Origin of the sequence: Pseudoalteromonas ostreae (assembly GCF_018069805.1) — a bacterium.
In the GTDB taxonomy this organism is placed as follows: Bacteria; Pseudomonadota; Gammaproteobacteria; order Enterobacterales; family Alteromonadaceae; genus Pseudoalteromonas; species Pseudoalteromonas ostreae.
On the sequence record NZ_JAGPYN010000010.1, the window covers coordinates 107,852 to 126,441 of the forward strand.

Genomic DNA, 18,590 nt, shown 5'->3' on the forward strand with positions numbered 1-18,590 from the left:
CGCATTTTCATTAGTAAGCGCTATACTCAAGTAGAAATAATCACTAGTTTGGTGAATGTTATGTCTGATAAAGCACGTATCTTTAAAGCACGATTTAGCATTGCAGACTTGCGTCAGCAGCGAAATCATCAAGAGGTGTTTACCACGGCTTTAACAAAAAATGAAACGCTAGAGCATTTTGTTTTAAAGCTATTAGGATATTGCCTTTTATCTTATGACAGCCATGCAGTGCTAAATAAATTTTCAGATAGACTGCAACCAGATGTCGGTATAAAGGCGCTGGATGAGCATTATAAAACGTGGTTAAGTGTGGATCAGCCCAACCTTGATCAGCTGCTCAAAATAGCAAAGCAAGTGGACGAATTATTAATTTTAACAATGGGTAATAGTGAATGGTTAGCGCAATCTGAGTCACGGTTAAAGTTATTTTCAAATAGCCATATTATCGAAATTGATCAGCAATTTGTGGACGATATTCAAACGGACTTAACACGTAGTTTAAATTGGAATGTGACCATAGATGAGAGCAGTTTAATGATCACTGACAAAGTACATTGTTATGAAACAAAACAATTTGATTGGCATTAAAGTTTATTTAAAGCTGAGGGTAATATCGCCATCGGGTTTACAGCAGCATAGTAACACTTCGCCGTCACGCACAAACGCAAGTGGCTCTTCATTGTAGATCACTTGCCCTTGGCTCAGTATAGCGCGACAAGCACCACAGTAGCCTTCTCGGCATTGAAAAGGGATATCATATTGCTGTTGTTCAAGGCAGTCTAAAAGAGAATGGCAGCCAGTGGTAAATTCTACACACTGGCTGTTATCTGCAAAGTGAACCTTTGCAGTTTTGTTGCTGCTCATTAGAGATCAAAGTCACCAAAGTCAGATGCATCAACTTGAGAGTCAATTTGACCAACAAGGTATGAGCTGATCTCCGCTTCTTGTGGAGCAACTTGCACATTGTCTGATACCAACCATGAGTTGATCCATGGAATAGGGTTACTGCTGGTTTTGAATTGCGTCGGTAAGCCTACCGCACTCATACGTGCGTTAGTAATGTATTCAACATATTGACATAGAATATCTTTGTTTAAGCCAATCATTGAGCCATCTTTAAACAAGTATTCAGCCCATTCTTTTTCTTGTTCAGCGGCATCAACAAACATTTTGATCGCTTCATCACGACACTGAGCTGCTACGATAGCCATTTCAGGATCGTCTTTACCATCTTGCATAATATTCAAAATATGCTGAGTACCAGACAGATGAAGCGCTTCATCACGGGCGATCAGCTTAATAATTTTAGCGTTACCTTCCATTAATTCTCGCTCTGCAAACGCAAATGAGCAGGCAAAGCTGACATAAAAACGGATCGCTTCTAAGATATTCACTGACATCATGGCAAGATATAAAAGCTTTTTAAGTTCAAATAAACTGATGTGAACTGTTTCGCCATTAAGTTCATGCTTACCTTCACCGTATAAGTTATATACCGCAACTTTATTAATTAACTCATCGTAATATTTAGTTACGGCATCAGCACGTTCGCTGATCTTGTCATTACTAACTATATCATCAAAAATAAGCTCAGGTGATTGCGTTACGTTACGAATGATATGTGTATATGAACGACTATGAATGGTTTCACTAAACGCCCACGTTTCAATCCAAGTTTCAAGTTCAGGAATTGATACAATAGGGAGCAGTGCCACATTCGGAGAGCGACCTTGCACACTATCAAGCAGGGTTTGATATTTTAAGTTACTTAAAAAGATATGCTTTTCGTGATCCGGTAAGGCTTGGAAATCTAAGCGATCTTTGCTCACATCGACTTCTTCAGGGCGCCAAAAGAACGATAGCTGTTTTTCAATTAACTTTTCGAAAATAGGGTACTTCTGTTGATCATAACGCGATACGTTAACGGTTTGGCCGAAAAACATCGGTTCTTGTAGTTGGTTATTATGGTTTCGGCTAAAAGTAGTATAAGACATAAGATCACTCAAAAAACGAACAGGGCAAAGCGAGCGTATAGCCCGCTTCCAATTTATAGTTGTTACCGATTAGATTTTACACGCACCGCCTGCACAATCATCATCTTCCACTTCTGGTGTATCATCTTGTGCATCAGATGCACCATCACGGGTGTTATGGTAGTAAAGGGTTTTAACGCCAAGCTTATATGCGCCTAATAAATCTTGTAGTAATACCTTCATTGGTACTTTACCACCTTCAAATTTATTTGGATCGTAGTTAGTATTGGCAGAAATTGTTTGGTCAACAAACTTTTGCATAATACCCACTAATTCTAAATAACCTTTATTTGATGGGATATCCCACAATAATTCATAATTATTTTTAAGGCGTTCATATTCAGGTACAACTTGTTTTAAGATACCGTCTTTACTGGCTTTAACACTAATATGCCCTCGTGGTGGCTCAATACCATTCGTTGCATTTGAAATTTGCGACGATGTCTCTGAAGGCATCAACGCAGATAACGTTGAGTTACGCATACCATGCTCTTTAATATTGGCGCGTAATGTATCCCAATCTAAATGCAATGGTTCATCACAAATTTTATCCAAATCACGTTTGTACGTATCGGTTGGCATAATACCTTGCGAATACGTTGTTTCGTTAAATTTAGGGCATGCACCACGCTCTTTAGCAAGCTCATTCGAGGCTTTCATTAGGTAATACTGTATTGCTTCAAATGTTTTGTGAGTCAATGCATTGGCACTGCCATCAGAATAACGCTTACCATTTTTAGCGAGGTAATAAGCGTAGTTGATTACGCCTATTCCTAGCGTACGACGGCCCATTGTTGCATTATGTGCAGCTGGTACTGGGTAGTCTTGGAAATCCAGTAAGTTATCAAGTGCACGTACCGCAAGTTCTGCAAGCTCTTCAAGTTCGTCTAATGACTCAATGGCACCTAAGTTAAAGGCTGATAGCGTACACAGGGCGATTTCACCTTCTTCATCATTAACATTGTTAAGTGGTTTTGTTGGCAATGCAATTTCTAAACATAAGTTAGATTGACGAATTGGAGCCACTTTAGCAATGAACGGGCTGTGTGTATTACAGTGGTCAACGTTTTGTAAATAGATGCGGCCAGTGCTGGCACGCTCTTGTGCAAACATTGAAAACAGCTCAATAGCTTTAATACGTTTTTTACGAATTGACTCGTCTTGTTCATATTGTACGTAAAGACGATCAAATTCATCTTGATCTTCAAAAAATGCATCATATAAACCAGGCACATCAGATGGGCTGAATAATGTGATGTAATCATCTTTGATCAAGCGGGCGTACATTAGTTTATTAAACTGTACACCGTAATCTAAGTGACGAACGCGGTTATCATCAACCCCACGGTTGTTTTTAAGCACTAATAAGTTTTCAACTTCTAAATGCCATAGTGGATAGAACAGGGTTGCTGCACCACCGCGTACACCACCTTGCGAACAGCTTTTAACTGCTGTTTGAAAGTGCTTATAAAATGGGATACAGCCCGTATGGTACGCTTCACCATTACGAATAGGGCTACCAAGCGCGCGAATACGACCCGCATTAATACCAATACCTGCACGTTGTGATACGTATTTTACAATCGCAGATGAGGTTGCGTTGATTGAATCTAAGCTATCACCACATTCAATTAATACACATGAGCTGAATTGGCGCGTAGGAGTACGTACCCCCGCCATAATTGGCGTAGGCAACGAAATCTTAAACATTGATACCGCATCATAAAAGCGCTTGATGTAATCTAAACGCGTTTCTTTTGGGTAATCAGAAAACAAGCTTGCCGCAACTAAAATATATAAAAACTGTGCGCTTTCATAAATTTCACCCGTTACACGGTTTTGTACTAGGTATTTACCTTCAAGCTGTTTAACCGCAGCATAGCTGAAGTTTAAATCACGTCCATGATCAAGGTATTCATCCAGTTGATCAATTTCTTGCTCGGTGTAGTCAGCTAATAAATGTGCATCGTAACGCTTATCTTCAACTAACTTAACGATATGGTCATATAAGCGCGGTGGCTCAAACTGACCATAAGCTTTTTTACGTAAATGGAATACAGCTAATCGGGCGGCTAAATATTGGTAATCAGGCGATTCTTTAGAGATCTGATCAGCGGCCGCTTTAATAATCGTTTCATGGATGTCTTCAGTACGAATACCATCATAAAACTGGATGTGTGATTTTAGCTCAACTTGTGAGACAGACACATTATTTAGACCTTCGGCGGCCCAAGCAATAACGCGATGGATTTTATCTAAATCAAGTGACTCTTTTCGGCCGTCACGTTTGCTTACAGATAGCTGTTGGTTCATAGTTTTGCCTGTATTCCTTGGGATATAATATTTTTTAGTGACACATTTTTCTTAAAATAAATTTTTTATTGCAATAAAACTGTATTAGCGCGAATTTAATTGAATAACATTTAGCCACAACATCTGGTGTTCATCAAATTCTAGATCACAAGATAGTGTGGTATGCGATCATTTGCAAGGGGCATAAACGCCCCACATTGTGGATAACGTTGGGATAACATGCTTGTGTTAGTAGCCATTAACCTTTGACCATCTGATTAAAATGAAATTTATAAAAATCAACTCATGATCGATTAAATTTACGCATTTTAAAAATAAATTCTGGCTGCTTTTTTTATCAACAAACAATGTGCAAAAAGTAACACAATCACAATATGTAGTGGTTAAAATTTAACATGGCACTATATATGGTTAAATGCATCAATAGGTGAATGCCAATTAAAATCGGCTTGCCAACTTAATGCCTCAGCTTCACTAGGGATGTAGCCCCACAACGCAGCAGCGCTGTGCATGTTCGCAGCTTTAGCTGCGATAATGTCGCGCTGCGCATCACCAATATACAAACAGCGACTCGGGTCGACATCTAATAGTTGCGCTGTATGAAGTAAAGGTAATGGTGAGGGTTTTGCCACGTTTAGTGTGTCACCACAGACAATTGCTTGCGCATCACTTAATTCAGAGATTGCAGCCACTAAGGGAGTAGTCAAAAATTCAGGCTTGTTGGTCATGATCCCCCATTTGATCTGTTGCTGATCAAGGGCAATTAATAATTGTGCGATGCCAGAGAAGCATTGGCTATGAGTGGCAATATTATCAGCGTAGGCCGTGAGTAACTGTTGGCGCAAAGCATCTTGTTGCGGATGTGCGGGCCAGTGTTGGCCAAATCCCGCTTCTAGCAGCGCGACAGCACCATTCGATGCTGCAGGGCGATAAACATTGGCGCTAACAGTAGGCTGATCATGCGCTGATAATACACTATTTAGTGCAGCGCCAAGGTCACCTGCAGTATCCAGTAAAGTGCCATCAAGGTCAAAAATAAAGGCGTCGTAGTCAATTACTGATGTTGCTGTGTTAAAATCAGCCATTACGCAAGTTTCTCAAAATGGAGAATATAATTAACGCTAACGTCAGTATTTAAGCTGTACTGCTTTGATAGCGGGTTATAACTGAGCCCAGCACTTGCACGTACTTTTAATCCAGCTTGTTCAGCCCATGCAATGAGTTGTGCTGGTTTGATAAACTTTTTGTGATCATGGGTTCCATCAGGCACCATCTTCAATAATTTTTCTGCCCCGATAATTGCGTACAAATATGCTTTTGGGGTTTTATTGAGTGTGGAAAAAAATACATCGGCACCAGGCTTCGCTAATTCTGCTACTGCATGAATGATAGATGCAGGGTCTGGAACGTGCTCTAACATTTCCATACACGTAATCGTATCAAAGCGAGCAGGGTGCTCTGCTGCATACTGTTCGGCAGGTATTTTTATGTACTCTACTTTCACACCGGTTTCTAAACTATGTAGTTTAGCAACCGTTAATGGTTCTTGGCCCATATCGATACCAGTCACATGTGCGCCCATTCGCGCCATACTTTCACTGAGGATGCCACCACCACAGCCTACATCTAGAGTTTCTTTGTCGAATAAGCCGTTGGCCTTGTCGGCAATAAAATCTAATCGTAATGGGTTAATTTCATGAAGGGGTTTAAATTCCCCATCGCGGTCCCACCATCGCTCAGCGATGGCTTCAAACTTTGCAATTTCTGCACTATCTACATTCTGATGTTCGGTCATAAAAAACTTCCTCGTCAATCTCAGGCCATTATATAGGGGTAAATTAATAAATCGCAAAGATTTAGCGCCTGTAAATTTAAATTAATTGTGGTAGCATGACTTGGTAATAATAACTAAATCCCCGCAAGCGCCCGTATGTGGCACTTTCGTGGGTCAATACTGAAGGAATGTGATATCAAATGACTGATTTCGCCAATGAAGTTCTGCCAGTCAATATTGAAGACGAGTTAAAAAACTCCTATTTAGATTATGCAATGAGCGTAATTGTAGGACGAGCACTACCAGACGTACGTGATGGTTTAAAACCTGTTCACCGCCGCGTTTTGTTTGCTATGAACGAGCTTAATAATGATTGGAATAAGCCTTACAAAAAATCAGCCCGTGTGGTTGGTGACGTAATAGGTAAATACCATCCCCATGGCGACAGTGCGGTGTATGACACAATCGTACGTATGGCTCAGCCATTCTCTTTACGTTATATGTTAGTTGACGGCCAAGGTAACTTTGGTTCTGTTGATGGTGACTCGGCAGCTGCGATGCGTTATACCGAAGTCCGTATGGCGAAAATGTCTCATGAGCTTTTGGCTGATCTTGAAAAAGAGACGGTTGATTTTGTACCTAACTACGATGGTACAGAGCAAATTCCTGACGTATTACCGACCAAAGTTCCTAACTTATTAGTGAACGGTTCATCGGGTATTGCGGTAGGTATGGCGACAAACATTCCTCCTCATAACTTAACTGAAGTTGTAAATGGCTGTTTAGCACTTATTCAAAACCCAGAATTAACCATTCATGAACTAATGGATTATATTCCGGGCCCAGATTTTCCAACTGCGGCAATTATCAACGGTAAGAAAGGCATTGAACAAGCCTATTTAACAGGCCGTGGTAAAGTGTACATGCGTGCACGTGCGGAAATTGAAGTTGACGAAAAAACCCATCGTGAAACGATCATCGTTCACGAGATCCCTTATCAAGTAAATAAAGCCCGCTTAATCGAAAAGATTGCTGAGCTTGTTAAAGATAAGAAGATTGAAGGCATTAGTGCATTACGTGATGAATCAGATAAAGACGGTATGCGTATCGTTATCGAGATCAAACGTGGTGACGTAGGCGAAGTGATCTTAAACAACCTTTATGCACAAACTCAGTTACAAACTGTGTTTGGTATGAACATGGTTGCATTAATTAATAATCAACCTAAGTGTTTCAACTTAAAAGAAATGCTTGAAGAGTTTATTATTCACCGCCGTGAAGTTGTTACCCGACGTACGGTATTTGACTTACGTAAAGCCCGCGACCGTGCACACATGCTCGAAGGCTTAGCAATTGCACTTGCTAACATTGACCCAATTATCGAACTTATTCGTAACTCACCAACACCAGCTGAAGCTAAAGTAGCACTTGCTAGCCGCCCGTGGGAATTAGGTAATGTGAAAGCCATGCTTGAAAAAGCCGGTGAAGCAAACGTAGCACGCCCTGATTGGTTAGCCGATGATTTAGGTATCCGTGATGGTCAGTATTATATTTCTGAGCAACAAGCCCAAGCAATTCTAGATTTACGTTTACACAAGCTTACTGGTCTTGAACATGAAAAGATTCTAAGCGAATACCAAACGTTATTAGATTTAATTGCCGAGCTTTTATATATTCTTGCTAGTCCTGAGCGTTTAATGGAAGTTATTCGCGATGAGTTAGTTGAAATTAAAGAGCAATACGGCGACGAACGTCGTACTGAAATCAACGCCGCGGCTCATGATATTAGTCTTGAAGACTTGATCACTGAAGAAGACGTGGTAGTAACGCTTTCTCACGAAGGGTATGTGAAGTATCAGCCATTGTCTGATTACGAAGCACAGCGTCGTGGTGGTAAAGGTAAATCAGCAACCAAGATGAAAGATGAAGATTTCATCGAACGTTTACTAGTTGCTAATACTCACGACACGATTCTTTGTTTCTCAACGGCGGGTCGCTTATATTGGCTTAAAGTGTATCAATTACCACTTGCCAGTCGTGCAGCCCGTGGTAAGCCAATTGTAAACTTATTGCCGCTTGAAGCTGACGAACGTATTACGGCTATCTTGCCAGTACGTGAGTATGAAGAAAATAAATACATCTTTATGGCTACTGCATTTGGTACAGTGAAGAAAACCCCGCTTACTGCGTATAGCCGTCAACGTGCTAGCGGTATTATTGCCGTTAACTTAAACGACGGTGATAGCTTAATTGGTGTCGATATCACTGATGGTAGCAACGAAATCATGTTGTTTACTGATGCTGGTAAAGTTGTTCGCTTTAAAGAAGCTGAAGAATCACCTGTTTTAGATGAAAATGGCAACCCAGTACTTGATGAAAACGGTAACCCGGAAATCAAGTTCAAAGGCGTACGTCCAATGGGTCGTACCGCAACGGGTGTTCGTGGTATTAAGATGGCTGACGAGCAACGTGTTGTGTCATTAATTGTGCCTAAGACAGATGGGGCTATCTTAACGGTTACTGAAAACGGTTACGGTAAACGTACATTACTTGAGGACTATCCATCTAAAAGTCGTGCGACTCAAGGTGTGGTATCAATTAAAGTGTCTGAGCGTAACGGCGCAGTTGTTGGTGCTGTACAAGTTGATGATAACGATGAAATTATGATTATCTCTAATCGAGGTACTTTGGTACGAACTCGCGTTAATGAAGTTTCTACTGTTGGGCGTAATACCCAAGGTGTTATTTTGATAAGAACTATTGACGAAGAGCAAGTAGTTGGTTTACAACGTATCGAAGAAATTGAAATCGATGAGCTTAACGCTATTATCGAAGGTGAAAGCGTTGAAGTAGTCGACACTGTTAATGATGACGCTGGGGATAATCCTCCAGAAGTATAACATTAATCATTAAAGCGGCTTCGGCCGCTTTTTTTTACTGTAAAAATCAATAAATTAATTATTAATATTAGCAATCAAAAAACAATTGTTAAATTACTGGAATGAGGAATGGTAATGAGTATATATAATTTTTGTGCGGGTCCTGCAATGTTGCCGCCAGCTGTGATGGAAAAAGCACAAAAAGAATTTCTTGATTGGCAAAATCTAGGTGTATCGGTGATGGAAATTAGTCACCGCAGTAAAGAGTTTTTAGCGCTCACAGAGAAATGCGAAGCAAGCTTACGTCGGCTAATGAATATCAGCGATGAATTTGAAGTGTTATTTATGCACGGAGGTGGTCGCGGGCAGTTTGCTGCTATACCGTTAAATCTGCATGTAAATGATAAAGCTGCCGTGTATTGTGAAAACGGTGTGTGGTCAAAAGGCGCAGTAGACGAAGCAGTTAAATTTACCACAGTCACTGAGCTTGATGTACGTAATGACACAAATGAGCAATTTTCTATCAAACCGGCTAGTGAGTGGCAATTTCCAGTTGATCCTTCATACATCCATTATTGCCCAAATGAAACCATAGATGGCATAGAAGTATTTGATGTACCAAGTCACCCAACAGCGCCAATTGTTGCAGATATGTCATCTACGATTTTATCACGTGAATTTGATGTTGATCAGTTTGATTTAATTTATGCGGGTGCACAAAAGAATATTGGTCCATCAGGACTTGCCATTGTGATCATTCGTAAAACCTTGCTTGAACGTGAAGGGGTCGCAAAGCCAGGTATATTTGATTATGCACTCGAAGTAAAACAAGGCAGCATGTATAACACGCCACCTACGTTTGCTTGGTATTTAGCGGCAGAAGTATTTGACTGGCTTGAGCAAAATGGTGGCGTAAAAGCCATGGAGCAGCAAAATATAGCAAAAGCCGAACTGCTGTACGGCTTTATTGATGAATCGCCATTTTATAGTAATAAAGTGGCTAAGCATTGTCGTTCACGTATGAATGTGCCTTTTTGGCTTAATGATGAAAGCTTAAATACACAGTTTTTAGCCCAAGCAAAAGAAGCAGGCTTACTAGCACTTGCAGGTCACCGTATTGTTGGCGGTATGCGTGCGAGCATTTATAACGCCATGCCACTTGCCGGTGTACAAGCGTTAGTTGATTTTATGGCGAAATTTGCCCAGGAGCACAGCTAATGGAGCAGTTACGGTTAGAGCCAATCAATCAAGTCAATGGCAGTATTACCTTACCAGGCTCCAAAAGTTTATCAAATCGTATTTTATTGTTAGCGGCACTTGCTAAAGGCACAACGGTTGTAGAAAACTTATTAGACAGTGATGATATTCGCCATATGCTTGGCGCATTAAAATTATTGGGCGTTGATGTCAGTCTTAATGATGATAAAACTGTAGCCACTGTAAAAGGTGTTGGCGGGCAGTTTTTAACGCCAGCTGAGCCACTATTTTTAGGTAATGCAGGCACTGCGTATCGCCCACTGACTGCGGTTTTAGCTGCTGTGAAGGGGAACTATGAACTAATTGGTGAGCCACGTATGGAAGAACGTCCAATTGGTCACCTAGTTGATGCATTACAAGCACTCGGGGGGGATGTTCGTTATTTAAAAAATAAAGACTATCCGCCACTTAAAATTGTTGGTGGGCAAATTAATGGCGGCAGCGTTGCAATTGATGGCAGTATCTCGAGCCAATTTCTCACAGCATTATTAATGGCAGCGCCGTTATTTAATGGCGATACCAATATCACCATTAAAGGTACTTTAGTTTCAAAGCCTTACATTGATATCACACTAGATGTCATGGCGCGCTTTGGCATAGTAGTCACACACGATGACTATAAAACTTTTACTGTGACAGGCGCGCAGCAATACCAAGCTGTTGAGCGCATTATGGTTGAAGGGGATGCGTCATCGGCTTCCTATTTTGTTGCAGCTGCTGCAATTGCCGGCGGTGAAATAGAAATAAAAGGCGTTGGTGCAAAATCTGTGCAAGGTGATATTGGATTTGCCAAAGTAATGGAGCAGGTCGGTGCTAAAATAGATTGGTATGACGAGCGCTTAGTGGTTCGTAAAGGCCAATTGAAAGGCGTTGATATCGATGCCAACGCTATTCCTGATGCGGCGATGACCCTTGCGACAGTCGCGTTATTCGCCGATGGCCCAACGGCTATTCGCAATATTTACAACTGGCGCGTAAAAGAAACTGATCGCTTACATGCTATGGCCACCGAGCTTCGTAAAGTGGGCGCTGAGGTAGTTGAAGGTGAAGATTTCATCGAAATAACACCGCCAAAACACTTTAACGATGTGGCAATTGATACCTATGACGACCACCGCATTGCAATGTGTTTTGCCATGGTAGCTATAGGCGGCAAGCCAATAACTATCAATGATCCTAAATGTACATACAAGACATTTCCAACATTTTTCAACGTACTAGCATCTATAAGCAACTAGATATTTGAGGATAAAAATAAAAACTTACATACAAAAAGCGGATCTATTTTATTATCTGACGTATAATACTGCAGTTTAATTTTGGTGTGCATTGCAGGAGGTTTAAATGCAGGCGTTATTAATGCCCGTGATCACCGTTGATGGCCCAAGTGGTTCAGGTAAAGGAACTGTTTGTCGCTTGTTAGCCAATAAATTAGGGTGGGATGTACTGGATAGTGGCGCGATTTATCGCGTATTAGCGCTGGCAGCACTTCATCACCAAATTGCACTAGACAACGAAGAGGCACTGGTGCCTTTAGCTGCTAACTTAGATGTGCAGTTTTTAGTAGATAGTCAAGCAAACGCCGGTAAAGTTATTCTGGAAGGTGAAGATGTATCAACAACAATTCGCAATGAAGAAGTTGGTGCTGCCGCCTCAAAAGTTGCTGCCTTACCACGTGTTAGAGAAGCATTATTACGCCGCCAGCGTGCATTTCGTACTGAAAATGGCTTAATCGCCGATGGCCGTGATATGGGCACTGTGGTATTCCCAGATGCACCGTTAAAAATTTATTTGACCGCCAGCGCTGATGAACGTGCGCGTAGACGATTTGTTGAGTTGAATGAACGCGGTCTTGATGTTACACTAAGTGGTCTATTAGAAGATATTCAAGCACGTGATGAGCGCGATACGAATCGTGCTGTTGCGCCGCTTGTTCCTGCTGATGATGCTATTGAACTCGATACTAGCGAGCTTAATGCACAGCAAGTGTTTGATAAAGTTATGACTTTATTAGATGCAGCAATTGTCGAAGGTAAACTTCCAAAGCGACGATAAACTATTTATGCGCCAGCAGGATGCCAGTGCTATTTTAACAACCCCATGCAGCATGGTTGCTAATTGGTAATAATATATGAGACGTATATTCGTATGTCAGAAAATTTTGCGCAGTTATTTGAAGAAAGCTTAAAGGGTTTTGAAGCAGAGCAAGGCTCTATTGTTAAAGGTACAGTTATCTCAATCGAGAACAACATTGTACTTGTAGATGCTGGTCTTAAATCAGAAAGTGCTATCCCTGCAGAGCAGTTCAAAAATGCTGCTGGTGAACTTGAAGTTGCTGTAGGCGACGAAGTAGATGTTGCACTAGATGCAATTGAAGACGGTTTCGGTGAAACTATCCTTTCTCGTGAGAAAGCGAAGCGTCACGAAGCGTGGATCCGTCTTGAGAAAGCATGTGAAGAGCAAGAGACTGTTACTGGTGTTATCAACGGTAAAGTTAAAGGCGGTTTCACTGTTGAAGTTGATTCAATCCGTGCTTTCCTACCTGGTTCACTTGTTGATGTTCGTCCAGTACGTGACACAACTCACCTTGAAGGCAAAGAGCTTGAATTTAAAGTAATCAAGCTTGATCAAAAACGTAACAACGTTGTTGTTTCACGTCGTGCAGTTATCGAATCAGAAAACTCACAAGAACGTGAAGAGCTTCTTGCTAACCTTGTTGAAGGTCAAGAAGTTAAAGGTATCGTTAAGAACCTTACTGACTACGGTGCGTTCGTTGACCTTGGTGGTGTTGATGGTCTACTACACATTACTGATATGGCGTGGAAGCGTGTTAAGCACCCTTCAGAAATCGTTAATGTTGGCGACGAAATCGCAGTTAAAGTTCTTAAATTCGACAAAGATAAAACTCGTGTATCTCTAGGCCTTAAACAGCTTGGCGAAGATCCATGGGCAGCTATCGCTGGTCGTTACCCAGAAGGTTCTAAACTTTCTGGTCGTGTAACTAACCTTACTGATTACGGTTGCTTCGTAGAAATCGAAGAAGGCGTTGAAGGTCTAGTACACGTTTCTGAAATGGATTGGACTAACAAGAACATCCACCCTTCAAAAGTTGTTTCACTAGGTGACACTGTTGAAGTTATGGTTCTTGAAATCGACGAAGAACGTCGTCGTATTTCACTTGGTCTTAAGCAATGTATTGCTAATCCTTGGCAAGAATTTGCTCGTCTACAAAACAAAGGCGACCAAGTTACTGGTAAGATCAAATCAATCACTGACTTCGGTATCTTTATCGGTCTTGACGGTGGTATTGACGGTCTTGTACACCTTTCAGACATTTCTTGGAACACGCCAGGCGAAGACGCTGTACGTGAATTCAAGAAAGGCGACGAAATCACTGCTATCGTATTGCAAGTTGACCCAGAGCGTGAACGTATCTCTCTAGGCGTTAAGCAAATCGAAGCTGACCCATTCAATAACTACCTTGATGCAAACAAAAAAGGTGCTATTGTTAAAGGTAAAGTGACTGAAGTTGATGCGAAAGGCGCAACTGTTGAACTTATCGAAGGCGTTGAAGGTTACATCCGTGTAGCAGATATCGCTCAAGAGCGCGTTGAAGATGCAACTACTGTTGTTTCTGTAGGCGACGAAATTGAAGTGAAATATGTTGGTGTTGATCGTAAGAACCGCACTTTAAGCCTTTCTGTTAAAGCTCTTTTCGAAGCAGAAGAGAAAGAAGTACTAGAAAAGCTTAAGAAAGAAGAGCCAGTGTTCGAAAACGCAATGGCAGCTGCATTCGCAAATGCACAAAAAGACTAATTAATCAGTCTTAATTGGAAGGGCAGTGTTGCCCTTCCTTTATCTCTTTTTTAAGGAAACGTTATGACTAAGTCAGAATTGATAGAACAATTAGCCGAGCAACACGCACATGTACCTGTGAAAGATGTTGAAAATGCTGTTAAAGAAATTCTTGAACAAATGGCCGGCTCATTATCAGGCTCTGATCGCATTGAGATCCGTGGCTTTGGTAGTTTCTCATTACACTTTCGCTCACCTCGCACAGGTCGTAACCCTAAGACTGGCGATACGGTTGAGTTAGAAGGTAAGCACGTACCACATTTTAAACCAGGCAAAGAGTTACGAGATCGCGTAAACGCGAGCATTGCCTAGTTACTTAGTTGGAGTAGTTACTTGTTTAGGGTATTAAAAATTATCTTGGTAGCAATATGCTTAATTTTTGCATTTGTACTTGGTTCGCAAAATCCACAGTTAGTGCAAGTAAATTATATTATTGCCAGTAATACTTTACCCCTCGCAATGATAATAAGTATCTGCTTTGCTTTAGGTGTCGCAATTGGTTGTTTTATTAGCTTTAAATTGTTTTCGCAATTAAAGTGGCAAAACTATCGTTTGAAAAAAAAATTAGCGCCTGAAAAAGATAATAATAAGCTTGTTGCTAATAAAGACACCTAACTATGATTGAGCTTTTGTTTTTACTTTTACCTGTTGCGGCTGGTTATGGCTGGATCATGGGTAAAAATAGTGCTAAAAACCAAGCTCATCAACTTAATCGTCAGATCACCTCTGAATACAGTAAAGGCTTAAAGTTTTTACTCGACAGAGAGGAAGATCAAGGCCTTGAGCACTTAATCAACTTGCTTGAAGTCGCCGCTGACTCTGTTGAACATTATTCTACACTCGCAACGATGTTTCGCCGCCGAGGTGAATTAGATCGTGCAATAAAAATCCACGAATTACTGCTCAAACACCCAAGCCTTAATGAACAACAAGCTGCTGCTAGTCGCCTTGAACTTGCTGAAGATTATATCATGGCGGGTTTGCTTGATGGCGCCGAAGAACATTTAGTGTGGTTAGTCAAAGCCAACCACAGTGATGCATTAGAGCCGATACTTAATTTGTATTCGCAAACACGCGAATGGGAAAAGGGGATCAATATGTTCGAAGCACACAGTGATTTATTTTCAAAGCCGCAACATTTCAAAGCCATTGCTAACTTTTATTGTGAAGCTGCGTTGCTTAACAATGATCCGCAAATTATGCGCAAAGCCATTAGCCTAAATCATAAAGCGATCCGCCCATTATATGAATTAGGTAAATCAGCATTTGCAAAAGAAGATTACGTAAAAGCAATTTATTATTGGCGTGAGCTGATCTGTAGCTTCACTTTCTTTGCTCCTTTGTTTATAGATGATTTAGCTCACAGTTATGAGCAATTAAATCTAACCCACCAATTTCATGAATTATTGCTGCAATTGCTTAATAAAGGCGGGGTGCTAATAAAAATAAAACATTGCCAAGCATTACTTGAGCAAGGGCATACCGAGCAAGCAATCAAGTTTTTAACTGATAGTTTAAAACGTCAGCCGACGATTCGTGGCTTTAGTTTTTTACTTCAGTTATTAGCAAAACAGAACAATGACATCAAAGAAGTGTTAGACCAAATAGATAAATTGGTAACCTCTTATATTGCAACAAAGCCAGATTTTCAGTGCCAACACTGTGGCTTTACCAGTCATACAATTTATTGGGTTTGCCCGTCGTGCAAACATTGGGAAACCATAGTACCGAGCCGTGGTTTAGACGGTTTTTAGTTTTCTATAAAAATATTCACTTACTTCTACAATCAGTTTTAGGAAAGTTATGTCTCTCGAACATTCAAAAAAAGTTCTTATCGCCCTCGATTACGATGATCAGCAAACCGCTTTAAACTTTGTAAAGCAATTATCGCCTGATACATGTCGTTTAAAAGTAGGCAAAGAAATGTTTACCTATTTTGGACCTGCTTTTGTAAAAGAATTAATTGACCTTGGCTTTGACGTATTCTTAGATTTAAAGTTTCATGATATTCCAAATACGGTTGCCAAAGCGGTTACCGCAGCGGCTAAAATGGGTGTTTGGATGGTTAATGTTCACGCCAGTGGCGGTGTTGAAATGATGACTAAAGCCAAACAAGCGCTTGAGCAATTTGGTGATAAAGCGCCATTATTAATTGCCGTTACCGTTTTAACCAGTATGGATGCCGCAGAGCTTAGCCGCTTAGGGGTAGATAAAACACCAGAACAGCAAGTTATTTACTTGGCTAAACTTGCCAAAGAATCAGGCCTTGACGGGGTAGTGTGCTCAGCGCAAGAAGCCAAGCAATTAAAATCGCTACTCGGTAACGATTTTAAATTGGTAACGCCAGGTATTCGCCCTGCGGGAAGTGATGCAGGAGATCAAAAACGTATCATGACACCAAAGCAAGCAATTGAAGATGGCAGCGATTATTTAGTTGTTGGCCGCCCAATTACGCAAGCCGCAGACCCTGTTGCGACACTAAAAGAAATTAATGACTCGTTAAAATAAACAAGCGTTATTTTTACTATTACTTCTAAGAGCAAAGTATTTACTTTGCTCTTTTTGTTTCTGGGTATACAAACTTAATAAGTTGGCGATGAATAGGCTAGAATTTGGAATTTGGCAGTTGCAGATGGTCGGCACGAGCCTGTAGAACAACTCGATTTTAATTTATTTTTATTGGCGGTTTAACCATGCCAATACTAAGCGCTAAGTTTCCCCTCATTTACTTCTCATTCCCTTCTCTTTGTGCAAAAAAAACTTAGTAAATTATTCACAAAGAGGTTAAGAGACGCTGCGCTTAAGAGTAATACAGATGATAGACCCACGGAGTGTTTATATGGCAATGGCGCAATAGCCCGCACCAAAGTACGCAGTTTTTAGATCAATATTCATTACGGGAGGTGAACCGCCCATTGCACTACCTGCTAATAAAAAGCGCATGATGGGTGGTGCGGGGGCTGGAGGTTAGAGACCTCCGGCTACCCGATTATACGCAAGCTGCGCTTACTGAATTTCTTGCTGCCAATTAACCTTTTGGTAAACTGATTTTTGATTGAAGTTAGTATTACCAGTAGTCGGGCCAACATAATAATACATACCACCTGAGAAACCTGCACCAACAACCGAAGTAAGCTGTGTGGGTAAAGCAGCCACTGCATCTTTAGCATTTAAAAATACATTATTTTCAGGGTAAGCGCTTTTAAGAGACGGATCAGATAAAGATTGTATAGACTGGTTGATGATACGGCTTGAAATTGCTTTGTGGGTTTGACCTTTTGCCCAGCCTAACGTTTTTCCAGTAAATATATTAAGTTCATCGCTGTGGCCAGCATAAAATACTTCGTCGCGAATAATTTCACCGTTTACTTCTAAACACCAATCAACAATAACAAAGCTTGCATAACTGGCATTTGTAATAACTTGCGAATAACGGTGAATTTTGGCGTGCACTTTAGCTTTTGTTAATACGTTTGAAGTATTTTGGTTTAGAGTATTTAAGATTGATTGCTGAATTGTATTTTTGTCAGCTGTATCAAAACTTCCCCAATTAAAAGCCCCATATGATTCGTTATCAGCTGTATTTTCATCTGTTATGATTGAAACTGAATTGACGTTAGCACTAAATACAGGAGCGTTTGTTAACAATGGAAACTCAGTTTTACTTGCTGTACCTGTAACTCCGCAACCAGCTAAGATTAGTGATAAAGATAAAAATAGTAGATGTTTCACACGTACTCCATATTTACGTATCGCCGCATTAAGCGGAACCTAACCAACTGTTTAAGTTCCAGTATGCCCGACATGGGCATTGTCTTATGAGGTGAAAGTCCTCTGTAGGAAGATCACCGTTTAAATAACATACTGTTATTAAACGATAACTACTCGCGAATGGCAAGGGCTAAATCGCGAGAGATAGTCTGAAGGAAGCCGCTAGCAAATGTGTGAGCTGATGAAAAAAAACATCATATGAGGCGTAGGCTGGAGACGAGCTAGCACAAGATAGCGAAGTCATGTGATCTAACGGCCACCTTTTTGGGGTCGTATCAGCTGGGATACTACTACCTAATAGCCAACGCTTATCAGCTTAACTGTGGATTTAGACCATTGGATCTGCCGTAGGATAAGGATGTGCTACTGGCGACAATGACCCTCTTTATAAAGGTATAGCACGCACCAAAGTACGCAGTTTGATGAAATTGGGTGTTAGCGAACGACTCGCCATAGCCTGTGGTATCACCAGTACCAAAAGTAGGCGCTTGGAAGCGAAGGCCCTTGTAGAAGCTCAAAAACAAAAGGAATTAACATTGCATTAGGCAATAACTACTTAGCTTCACAAGGTTTAGTGTCATTGAGGGATATTTGGATCAATATTCACTACGGGAGATGAACCGCCCACTGCACTACCTGCTAATAAAAAGCCCATGATGGGTGGTGTGGGGGCTGGAGGTTAGAGACCTCCGGCTACCCGATTAGGTG

16 protein-coding genes and 1 pseudogene are annotated in these 18,590 nt (G+C 40.9%); 11 read left to right on the forward strand and 6 right to left on the reverse strand.

Translation table 11 applies throughout. The annotated features are described in order from the left end of the window. Positions 1-60 precede the first annotated feature (60 nt). A complete protein-coding gene (locus tag J7338_RS09935) occupies positions 61-588 on the forward strand; it encodes a YaeQ family protein (RefSeq protein ID WP_210796915.1) in 528 nt (175 codons plus the stop codon). 3 nt (positions 589-591) lie between these two features. Here J7338_RS09935 and yfaE read toward each other — a convergent pair whose 3' ends face one another. The 5 genes from yfaE to ubiG all read right to left on the reverse strand — a co-directional run bounded on the left by yfaE (position 592) and on the right by ubiG (position 6,141). Beyond that, the gene (gene yfaE / locus J7338_RS09940) at positions 592-864 is read right to left on the reverse strand and encodes a class I ribonucleotide reductase maintenance protein YfaE (protein WP_210796916.1); all 273 of its coding nucleotides are present in this window, start codon (positions 862-864) and stop codon (positions 592-594) included. Then, a complete protein-coding gene (gene nrdB / locus J7338_RS09945) occupies positions 864-1,994 on the reverse strand; it encodes a class Ia ribonucleoside-diphosphate reductase subunit beta (RefSeq protein WP_210796917.1) in 1,131 nt (376 codons plus the stop codon). The genes yfaE and nrdB overlap by 1 nt, the downstream gene beginning before the upstream one ends. A gap of 69 nt (positions 1,995-2,063) precedes the next feature. After that, positions 2,064-4,346, reverse strand: a complete 2,283-nt coding sequence (nrdA, locus tag J7338_RS09950; RefSeq protein ID WP_210796918.1) for a class 1a ribonucleoside-diphosphate reductase subunit alpha — start codon at positions 4,344-4,346, stop codon at positions 2,064-2,066. Between the two features lie 401 nt (positions 4,347-4,747). Beyond that, on the reverse strand, positions 4,748-5,431 hold the full coding sequence (locus tag J7338_RS09955; RefSeq protein ID WP_210796919.1) for an HAD family hydrolase: 684 nt from the start codon (positions 5,429-5,431) through the stop codon (positions 4,748-4,750). Beyond that, a complete protein-coding gene (gene ubiG, locus J7338_RS09960; protein ID WP_210796920.1) occupies positions 5,431-6,141 on the reverse strand; it encodes a bifunctional 2-polyprenyl-6-hydroxyphenol methylase/3-demethylubiquinol 3-O-methyltransferase UbiG in 711 nt (236 codons plus the stop codon). Before ubiG ends, J7338_RS09955 begins: the two co-directional genes overlap by 1 nt. Before the next feature lie 179 nt (positions 6,142-6,320). Here ubiG and gyrA point away from each other — a divergent pair, with 179 nt between their 5' ends. The 9 genes from gyrA to pyrF all read left to right on the forward strand — a co-directional run bounded on the left by gyrA (position 6,321) and on the right by pyrF (position 16,619). Continuing rightward, positions 6,321-9,020: a DNA topoisomerase (ATP-hydrolyzing) subunit A gene (gene gyrA, locus J7338_RS09965; RefSeq protein ID WP_210796921.1), complete on the forward strand. Its 2,700-nt coding sequence runs from the start codon at positions 6,321-6,323 to the stop codon at positions 9,018-9,020. A 114-nt stretch (positions 9,021-9,134) separates the two neighbouring features. After that, entirely contained in the window at positions 9,135-10,217 is a 1,083-nt protein-coding gene (gene serC / locus J7338_RS09970; RefSeq protein WP_210796922.1) for a 3-phosphoserine/phosphohydroxythreonine transaminase, read from the forward strand. Then, positions 10,217-11,494 carry a 3-phosphoshikimate 1-carboxyvinyltransferase gene (gene aroA / locus J7338_RS09975; protein WP_210796923.1) on the forward strand — a complete coding sequence of 426 codons (1,278 nt, stop codon included), beginning with the start codon at positions 10,217-10,219 and terminating at the stop codon, positions 11,492-11,494. The genes serC and aroA overlap by 1 nt, the downstream gene beginning before the upstream one ends. A 106-nt stretch (positions 11,495-11,600) precedes the next feature. Beyond that, positions 11,601-12,311, forward strand: a complete 711-nt coding sequence (gene cmk / locus J7338_RS09980) for a (d)CMP kinase (RefSeq protein ID WP_210796924.1) — start codon at positions 11,601-11,603, stop codon at positions 12,309-12,311. A gap of 93 nt (positions 12,312-12,404) precedes the next feature. Next, complete coding sequence (gene rpsA, locus J7338_RS09985) at positions 12,405-14,072, forward strand: 30S ribosomal protein S1 (RefSeq protein ID WP_029216020.1); 1,668 nt, start codon at positions 12,405-12,407, stop codon at positions 14,070-14,072. A gap of 63 nt (positions 14,073-14,135) precedes the next feature. Continuing rightward, entirely contained in the window at positions 14,136-14,423 is a 288-nt protein-coding gene (gene ihfB, locus J7338_RS09990; RefSeq protein ID WP_210796925.1) for an integration host factor subunit beta, read from the forward strand. Between the two features lie 21 nt (positions 14,424-14,444). Then, positions 14,445-14,726, forward strand: coding sequence for a lipopolysaccharide assembly protein LapA domain-containing protein (locus J7338_RS09995; RefSeq protein ID WP_169021153.1), 282 nt, complete (start codon positions 14,445-14,447; stop codon positions 14,724-14,726). 2 nt (positions 14,727-14,728) lie between these two features. Further along, the gene (lapB, locus tag J7338_RS10000; protein ID WP_210796926.1) at positions 14,729-15,865 is read left to right on the forward strand and encodes a lipopolysaccharide assembly protein LapB; all 1,137 of its coding nucleotides are present in this window, start codon (positions 14,729-14,731) and stop codon (positions 15,863-15,865) included. 49 nt (positions 15,866-15,914) lie between these two features. Then, positions 15,915-16,619, forward strand: coding sequence for an orotidine-5'-phosphate decarboxylase (gene pyrF, locus J7338_RS10005; RefSeq protein ID WP_210796927.1), 705 nt, complete (start codon positions 15,915-15,917; stop codon positions 16,617-16,619). Positions 16,620-17,117: 498 nt separating this feature from the next. Here pyrF and J7338_RS10010 read toward each other — a convergent pair whose 3' ends face one another. After that, positions 17,118-17,843 (reverse strand): hypothetical protein, encoded by a 726-nt coding sequence (locus tag J7338_RS10010; RefSeq protein WP_182740119.1) that lies wholly within the window; start codon positions 17,841-17,843, stop codon positions 17,118-17,120. Positions 17,844-18,164: 321 nt separating this feature from the next. Between J7338_RS10010 and J7338_RS20805 the strand changes: the two are divergent. Further along, a pseudogene (locus tag J7338_RS20805) lies at positions 18,165-18,501 on the forward strand (hypothetical protein); the annotation flags it as partial. Positions 18,502-18,590: the final 89 nt, after the last annotated feature.